The 7,023-nt window shown below is 73.0% G+C and carries 6 protein-coding genes; 2 read left to right on the top strand and 4 right to left on the bottom strand.

What is annotated here, in order from left to right; genetic code table 11:
- Window positions 1–119 precede the first annotated feature (119 nt).
- The gene (locus tag ABZS97_RS32275) at window positions 120–692 is read right to left on the bottom strand and encodes a hypothetical protein (protein WP_356143474.1); all 573 of its coding nucleotides are present in this window, start codon (window positions 690–692) and stop codon (window positions 120–122) included.
- Between the two features lie 177 nt (window positions 693–869).
- Here ABZS97_RS32275 and ABZS97_RS32280 point away from each other — a divergent pair, with 177 nt between their 5' ends.
- The gene (locus ABZS97_RS32280) at window positions 870–2,933 is read left to right on the top strand and encodes a histidine kinase (protein WP_356143476.1); all 2,064 of its coding nucleotides are present in this window, start codon (window positions 870–872) and stop codon (window positions 2,931–2,933) included.
- A gap of 26 nt (window positions 2,934–2,959) precedes the next feature.
- Window positions 2,960–3,685 (top strand): response regulator transcription factor, encoded by a 726-nt coding sequence (locus ABZS97_RS32285; protein ID WP_356143478.1) that lies wholly within the window; start codon window positions 2,960–2,962, stop codon window positions 3,683–3,685.
- A 1-nt stretch (window position 3,686) separates the two neighbouring features.
- Here the strand turns inward: ABZS97_RS32285 and ABZS97_RS32290 are convergent, their stop codons facing one another.
- Genes ABZS97_RS32290 through ABZS97_RS32300 form a run of 3 tightly spaced genes read right to left on the bottom strand, consistent with a single transcriptional unit; the run spans window position 3,687 to window position 6,762 of the window.
- On the bottom strand, window positions 3,687–4,280 hold the full coding sequence (locus tag ABZS97_RS32290; RefSeq protein ID WP_356143480.1) for a TetR/AcrR family transcriptional regulator: 594 nt from the start codon (window positions 4,278–4,280) through the stop codon (window positions 3,687–3,689).
- 56 nt (window positions 4,281–4,336) lie between these two features.
- Complete coding sequence (locus ABZS97_RS32295) at window positions 4,337–6,001, bottom strand: AMP-binding protein (RefSeq protein WP_356143482.1); 1,665 nt, start codon at window positions 5,999–6,001, stop codon at window positions 4,337–4,339.
- Entirely contained in the window at window positions 5,998–6,762 is a 765-nt protein-coding gene (locus ABZS97_RS32300; protein WP_356143484.1) for an SDR family oxidoreductase, read from the bottom strand. Before ABZS97_RS32300 ends, ABZS97_RS32295 begins: the two co-directional genes overlap by 4 nt.
- Between the last annotated feature and the right edge of the window lie 261 nt (window positions 6,763–7,023).

The raw sequence follows: 7,023 nt of genomic DNA on the forward strand, positions 1-7,023 counted from the left end.
CCGGTGAGGGTGTGCGCCCTCGCCGGCCCTTGCTCCCCCGCCCCGGGCTCCCCCGATCCCGGAGTTCCCCTGTTTCCCCCGCTGTCCCCGCTGTCCCCGCTGTACCCCAGGGATGACGGTCAGCGCGTGGACACGGGCAGCGTCCAGCCCTGGTTGCAGGTCAGGCCCCAGGTGCCGTCGTCGCAGCCCTCGACGATGAACGTGTAGGCGCCCGTGGTCTCCTTGCGCACCAGCGTCCCGCCCCAGGTACCGCCGACGGCGCTGCGCTGGGTGCCGAACGCGTCGGCCGCACTGGTGTAGCGGACCAGGAAGAGGTCGTAGTCGAACGGGCGGGTGGGGCCCCAGCTGAAGAACGCGGCGCCCTGGTACTCCCAGGCGGTGACCACCATCGCGTCGCCCTGGCGCGGCGACCAGGCGATGTCGCCGTTGTCGAACTTCTGCCGCTGCGCCACCACCGTGCCGCCCGACCTGAACGTCTCCATGCCCTCGATCGGGCAGCCGAGCTTGCTGTCCGCCCCGCCGAGCCGCTGGTAGTGGTCGCGGATGTAGCGGTTGGCGCCGACGTCCGGGCGGTTGACACAGATGGAATCTCCGGGCGCGGCGTGCGCGGCGACCGGCACGGCCGCGGTGCCCGCGACGGCGAGCGCGCACCCCGCCGCAAGGCCCGCCAGACGCCGTTTCACTGAAAGCATGGTCGTTCTCCCCCGTTCCCGGACCGACAGCCGTTCCCCCGGCCCGCTGCTTCGAGCATCGGGCCTCGCCGGGCCGGGAGTTGAGAGGGATGCGCCGGGCGCTCACCGGGATCTCTCCCGGGTGGACCGGGAACCGTTCCCATGACACCCGGGCGGCGAGCCAGCACGATGGCTTGCATGGAGGACCGGTACGGGCGGACCCGGCGGCGCACCGTGATGGCGTACGCCCTGCTGTCGCTCGCCCTGGTCCAGGTGGCCGTCGGGGCGGTCGCGCTGGCCGTGGCCGGGGTCCCGGTCGCCGACGTCACCCGGTACGACATGGTCGTCGACCTGGCCATGGGATTCGCCTACGGCGTCTGCGGCACGCTCATCGCCCTGCACCGTCCGCGCAATCCGCTCGGCTGGCTGCTGCTCGCCTTCGGTCTCGGCCATGCGTTCACCGGGCTCTCGATCGGGCTGACGGCCGAGGGGCTGACGGCGGGCTGGCCGACCGCGCCGCTGCGGGCGCTCACGACGGTCGGCCGCTACACCTGGATCACCGGCTCCGCGACCGTCCTCGCCCTCGCCTACTTCCTCTTCCCCGACGGCCGGCTGCCCGGCCGCCGGTGGCGCCCCGTGCTGATCGCTCAGCTGGTCACCGCCCCGCTCGACATCCTGGTCTGGGCGACCTCGGACTGGGGACTCTTCCACGGCACCGCGGCCGAGCCGCTGTTCGTCCCGCTGCCGTCCGGCTGGGGGCCGGTGCTCCACATGGTGGAGTTGGTCAAGGCCGGTCTCGTGCTGGCGGCGGTCCTCGCCGCCTTCGCCGTCCGCTACCGGCGGGGCGGGGAGCAGGAGCGCCGTCAGCTCCTGTGGCTGATTGCCGGTGTGCTGCCACTGGGGTTCAACCTGGTGCTGCTGGCCGTCGGTTTCCCGGTACCCGTCTCATGGCTTGCACTGCCGATGCCTGTCGCCATCACCATCGCCGTACTCCGCCACGAAGTGCTCGACATCCGGCTGGTGGTCTCCCGGGGCGTGCTGTACGGGGTCCTGACGGTGGCGGTGATCGCCTCCTACGTGGGCTTGGTGACCTTCTTCCAGTCGTTGCTGGACCCGGCCCCCGAACTGATCGGACCCGCGCTCATCACGGTCGCGCTTGCCCTCGTCTTCGAGCCTGCCCGGCGCCTGCTCCAGGCCATGGTCGACCGGGCCCTGTACGGCGACCGGCACGATCCGGTGCGCGCGGTCTCCCGGATCGGGAAGCGACTGGCGGGTACCGGCGTGGGCGCGGTGCCGGAGGCGGTCGGCGAGGGGCTGCGACTGCCGTACGTCTGCCTGGTCACGGAGTCCGGTGCGGCGGGCGGCAGTTGGGGTTCGCGCGGTGAGCTCACGCATACCGTCGCGCTGGACTACGACGGCCGGACCGTGGGCGAACTGATCCTCGGTCTGCGGCCGGGCGAGCGGCAGCCGGGCCCGGCCGACCTGGCGGTCCTGGAACTGCTCGCGGTGCCGCTGGCGGCCGCCCTGCACGCCACCGACCTGTCCCGGCAGCTCCAGCAGTCCCGGGAGCGGATCGTCGCCGCGCGGGAGGAGGAGCGCCGGCGGATCCGCCGCGATCTGCACGACGGGCTCGGGCCGACGCTCGCCGGGGCCGCGTTCCAGGCCGACGCCGTGCGCAATCTGCTGGGGTTCGCCCCGGACCGGGCCGCGGCGCTGCTGACCGAGCTGCGGGCGGAGATCGGCGGTGCGGTCGGGGAGGTCCGTCGCCTGGTGGACGGTCTGCGCCCGCCGGACCTCGACCAGCTGGGCCTGCTCGGCGCCCTGCGGGAACGCTCGGCCCGGCTGTCCTGGCGCGCGGACGGCACTCCCCTCGTCGTCCGTATGTCCGCTCCGGAGCTGCTGCCCCCGCTCCCCGCCGCCGTGGAGGTCGCGGCCTACCGCATCGCCGTCGAAGCCCTCACCAACGCCGCCCGGCACGCCCGCGCCTCGCATGTGGACCTGCGCATCGAGATCGGCGCCGGGCTCCGGCTGGAGGTGCGCGACGACGGCACGCGGGAGGACGGGGAGTCGCCCTGGCGGCCCGGCGTGGGCATCACCTCGATGCGGGAGCGGGCCGCGGAACTGGGCGGCAGCTGTGTGGCCGGACGCGGGCGGGTGGTGGCGGTGCTGCCGCTGGCGCGCGACGGCGTACGGGCACGGGGCGCCGCCGAGGCGCCCTTGGTCGGGGAGGCCGGGACAGCGGGTGCGGTGGGGGACTTGTGAGCGGCCGGGACGCCGGGGAGGCGCGGATGGAACCGCAGGACGAAGAGTTCACGGCTGCCGAGGCCACGGGGGGTTCCGGCGCGCTGCGTGTCGTGCTCGCCGACGATCATCCCGTCGTACGGACCGGACTCGCCGCGCTGCTGGAGTCCGTGCGGGACGGCACGGCGGGGGTGTCGGTGGTCGGGGTCGCGGCCGGCGGGCGGGAGGCCGTGCGGGCCGCCGTGACGCTGCGCCCGCACGTGGTCGTCATGGACATCCGGATGCCGGACATGAACGGCATCGAGGCGACACGGGAGATCGGCCGGGTGGCACCCGCGGTGGCGGTGCTGATGCTCACCATGGTCGAGGAGGACGACTCGGTGTTCGCGGCCATGCGGGCGGGGGCCTGCGGCTATGTGCTCAAGGGGGCGGGCCAGGACGAGATCGTACGGGCGATCAGGGCGGTGGCCGCGGGGGAGGCGATCTTCGGTCCCGGGGTGGCCCGGCGGGTGCTGGGGCAGCTCAGCCGTCCGCTGCCGCGGCCCGACCCGTGCCCGGCGCTCACCCCTCGCGAGCGGGACGTCCTCACGCTGATCGCCGAGGGGACGCCCAACGCGACGGTGGCAGTCCGGCTCGGCCTCTCCCCGAAGACGGTGAGCAACCACATGTCCGCGGTCCTCGCCAAACTGGGCGTCGCGGACCGCGCGGAGGCCGCCACCTGGGCCCGGGAGGCGGGACTCTCCCCCGGTCAGGCCGAGGACGACAGCTGGTGAATCAGGGGCGCAGCGCTCGCAGCAGCATGTCCGCCAGGTGGTCGGCGACCTCCTGCGGGCCCAGCGGGCCGCCGGGGCGGTACCACGTCGACAGGTGGTGGACCGAGCCGAAGTGGTAGTCGACGACCAGGTCGGCCGGGGTGGCCGTGGAGAAGACGCCCTCCTTCTGGCCTTCCTCCACCAGGGCGCGGAAGCGTTCGTGGTAGCGGCGGCGCTCGGCACGTACCTGCTTGTTCTTCTCGGGGCTGAGGTGGTGCATGGAGCGGAAGAAGATCATCGCGTCGTCGAGGTTGTCGATCGTCGTGACGACGACGTCGGCCGCGGCACGCCGCAGCCGCTCCTCGACGGGCTCGTCCGCGTCCGCGAAGGCGTCCAGACGCTCCTGCTGAACGCGCAGCACGCGCGCGTACACCTCGTGCAGGAGATCGTCCTTGGAGCCGAAGTAGTGGTAGAGCGCGCCCTTGGTGACGCCCGCCGCCTCGACGATCTCCTGCACGGACGTCCGGTCGTAGCCGCGCTCCGCGAAGAGCCGGGTGGCGGCGGCGAGCAGCCGCTGCGGGACGGGCGTACCGTCTCCGTCCGTCGTCCTGGGCACTGCCGCCACCTGCCTTCCGTATCGCTGTATCCGTTGTCGTGCGAGGTTATGCGCTTCTACGCGTCGCCCGGACGCGAACGCAACTCCCGTCGGAGGATCTTCCCACTCGCCGTCTTCGGCAGGTCGGGCAGTATCTCCACCTGACGCGGGTATTTGTAGGCGGCCAGTCTCTCCTTGCAGTAGGCGGCGAAGTCGTCCGGGTCCGCCGCACTGCCCGGACGGAGGCTGATGTACGCCTTGACGGTCTCCCCGCGGTAGCCGTCGGGTATCCCGACGACGGCCGCCTCACGGACGGCGGGGTGGGTGTACAGGACGTCCTCGACCTCGCGCGGCCACACCTTGAAGCCGGACGCGTTGATCATGTCCTTCTTCCGGTCGACCACGTAGAGCCAGCCCTCGGGGTCCATGAAGCCGATGTCGCCCGTGCGCAGCTCGCCGCCCGGGAACGTCTCGGCGGTCGCCTCGGGGCGCCGCCAGTAGCCGGGCACGACCTGCGGGCCCCGGACGAGGATCTCGCCCTGCTCGCCGAACGGCACCTCGGCGCCCTGCTCGTCGACGATGCGGACGACGGTGTCGGGGCCGGGCACACCGACGGCGAGGGTGCCCGAGCCCGGATCGACGGGGGCCTCCCGGCCGGGCGGGACGGAGGCGCAGGGCGCGGTGCACTCGGTCAGGCCGTAGCCGTTGCGGATGTAGGGCCCGAAGCCGGCGCGGAACTTCTCCACCAGGGCGGGCGGCAGCGGTGCACCGCCGGAGGAGATGTTCACGAAGGACGAGAAGTGGTCCGGGCTGACGTCCGGGTGGGCGGCCAGCGCCATGAAGGCGGTGGACGGGCCGACGGTGTACTGCGGCCGGTGCTCGGCGAAGGCGTCGAGGACGACGCCCGCCTCGAAGCGGTACGCCAGGACGAGCGTTCCCGCGCTGTCGAGGCAGGCGCCGAGCTGGCAGACCATGCCGGTGATGTGGAAGAGGGGTGCCATCGCGAAGTAGACCGGTGCCTCGGGCAGCGCCAGCCCGGTCCGCTGCCGCTCGGCGTTGTACATGATGTTGCCGTGCGTGTTGGTGGCCCCCTTGGGGGTGCCGCTGGTGCCCGAGGTGTAGCTGATCAGCGCGATGTCGGACGGGTCGGCGTCGCGGCCCTCGGGGGCCTTGTGGCCCTGCCGGGCGACGGTCACCAGGTCGTCGGCGTCCTCGGCCTGCGGCAGCCGCTCGAAGCCGAGCACGCGTGCGTCGCCGCGTGTCTGGAAGTCCAGCTCACAGGCGGTGAGGGCGATGCGCACCGGCGAGCCGGTGGCCGCCTCGCGCAGATACGACTCCCACGCGCGGTCCGAGCACACCAGGGCGCTCACCTCCGCGTCCCGGAGCACGTGCCCGACCTCGCCCGACTTGTACATCGGGTTGACCGGAACGACGGTGGCGCCCGCCTTCCAGGCGCCGAGCAGCGCGAGCACGAAGTGCGGGGAGTTCTGCAGCAGGATCGCGACCCGGTCGCCGCGCTCCAGGCCGCGGGCGGTGAGGTGCCCGGCTACGGAATCGCTCAGTTCGTCCAGCTCGCGGTAGCTCAGCCGGGCGTCGAAGTAGGCGAGCGCGGCGCGGTCCGGGGTGTCGGCGACGGCCGCGCGAAGGGCGTGCACCAGGGAGTGGGCGGGGCTCACGGGGCCACGCTGGGCGTCGTTGAGCAGGGCCAGCCAGGGCTTGTCGGCGTACGTCGGGGCGGTCACCGGCCGGCCTCCCACTTCTGCTGGATGTGGTTCATGTTCGCCAGCCAGCGGTCGGGGTCCGCGGCCCGCGCCTGGTAGTACCCGGCGGCCTCCGGGTGCGGCAGGATCAGGAAGCGGTCCTCCTCGATCCCCTTGAAGAGGGCGTCCGCGACGTCGTCGGGCTCGATCGCGGTCGGCCGCAGGACGATGTCGCCCGCGCTGCCGGTGGCGTCGAGCATGTCGGTGCGCACGCCCTGCGGACAGATCGCGTGCACCTTCAGGCCCCGGTGGCGGTACGTCAGCGACAGCCACTCGGCGAAGGCGTACGCGCCGTGCTTGGTGACGCTGTAGGGCGCGGCGCCGATCATGGTGAGCAGTCCGGCCGCCGAGACGGTGGAGACGAAACGGCCGCTGCCGCGCTCCAGCCAGCCGGGGAGCAGCGCGTGGGCCGCGCGGACGTGTGCCATGACGTTGACGTCCCAGGCGAGCTCCCAGACCCGCTCGTCGGCCGCCTCGGTGCCGGCGGAGCCGAGGCCCGCGTTGGCGCAGTAGACGTCGATGGTGCCGCCGAGGGCGTCGAGGGCCTCGGGCACGATCGCGGAGGCGTCGCCCGGAACCGCGATGCCGCCGATCTCCTCGGCCACGGCCGCGGCCTTGGCGGCGTCCAGGTCGTTGACGACGACTCTGGCCCCTTCGGCAGCGAAGCGGCGGGCCAGCGCGGCACCGATGCCGCCTCCCGCTCCGGTGACGACCACTCCCGCATCCTGCACGGCTTCCACCATCGGTCTCCTTCGACGCGATATCGACACCAGTCGATCAGCACTGCTGCGATGCCAGACTAACCAGTCGGTATGTACCGGCGGAAGGGGCGCTTCGGTCACGTTCGTTCTCCGCGGCCGCCGCGCGCGCTAGCGTGCGTGGTCATGACAGCCGCAGGGAACACGGAGGTCACCGTATGAACCTGTCCGGACGTAGGAGCCTGTCCAGACGAGGCCTGCTCGCCGCGACCACGGCGGCCGTCGCGGTCGCGGCGCCGGCGCCGG

The sequence above is a fragment of the Streptomyces sp. NPDC005485 genome, from assembly GCF_040606085.1.
In the GTDB taxonomy this organism is placed as follows: Bacteria; Actinomycetota; Actinomycetes; order Streptomycetales; family Streptomycetaceae; genus Streptomyces.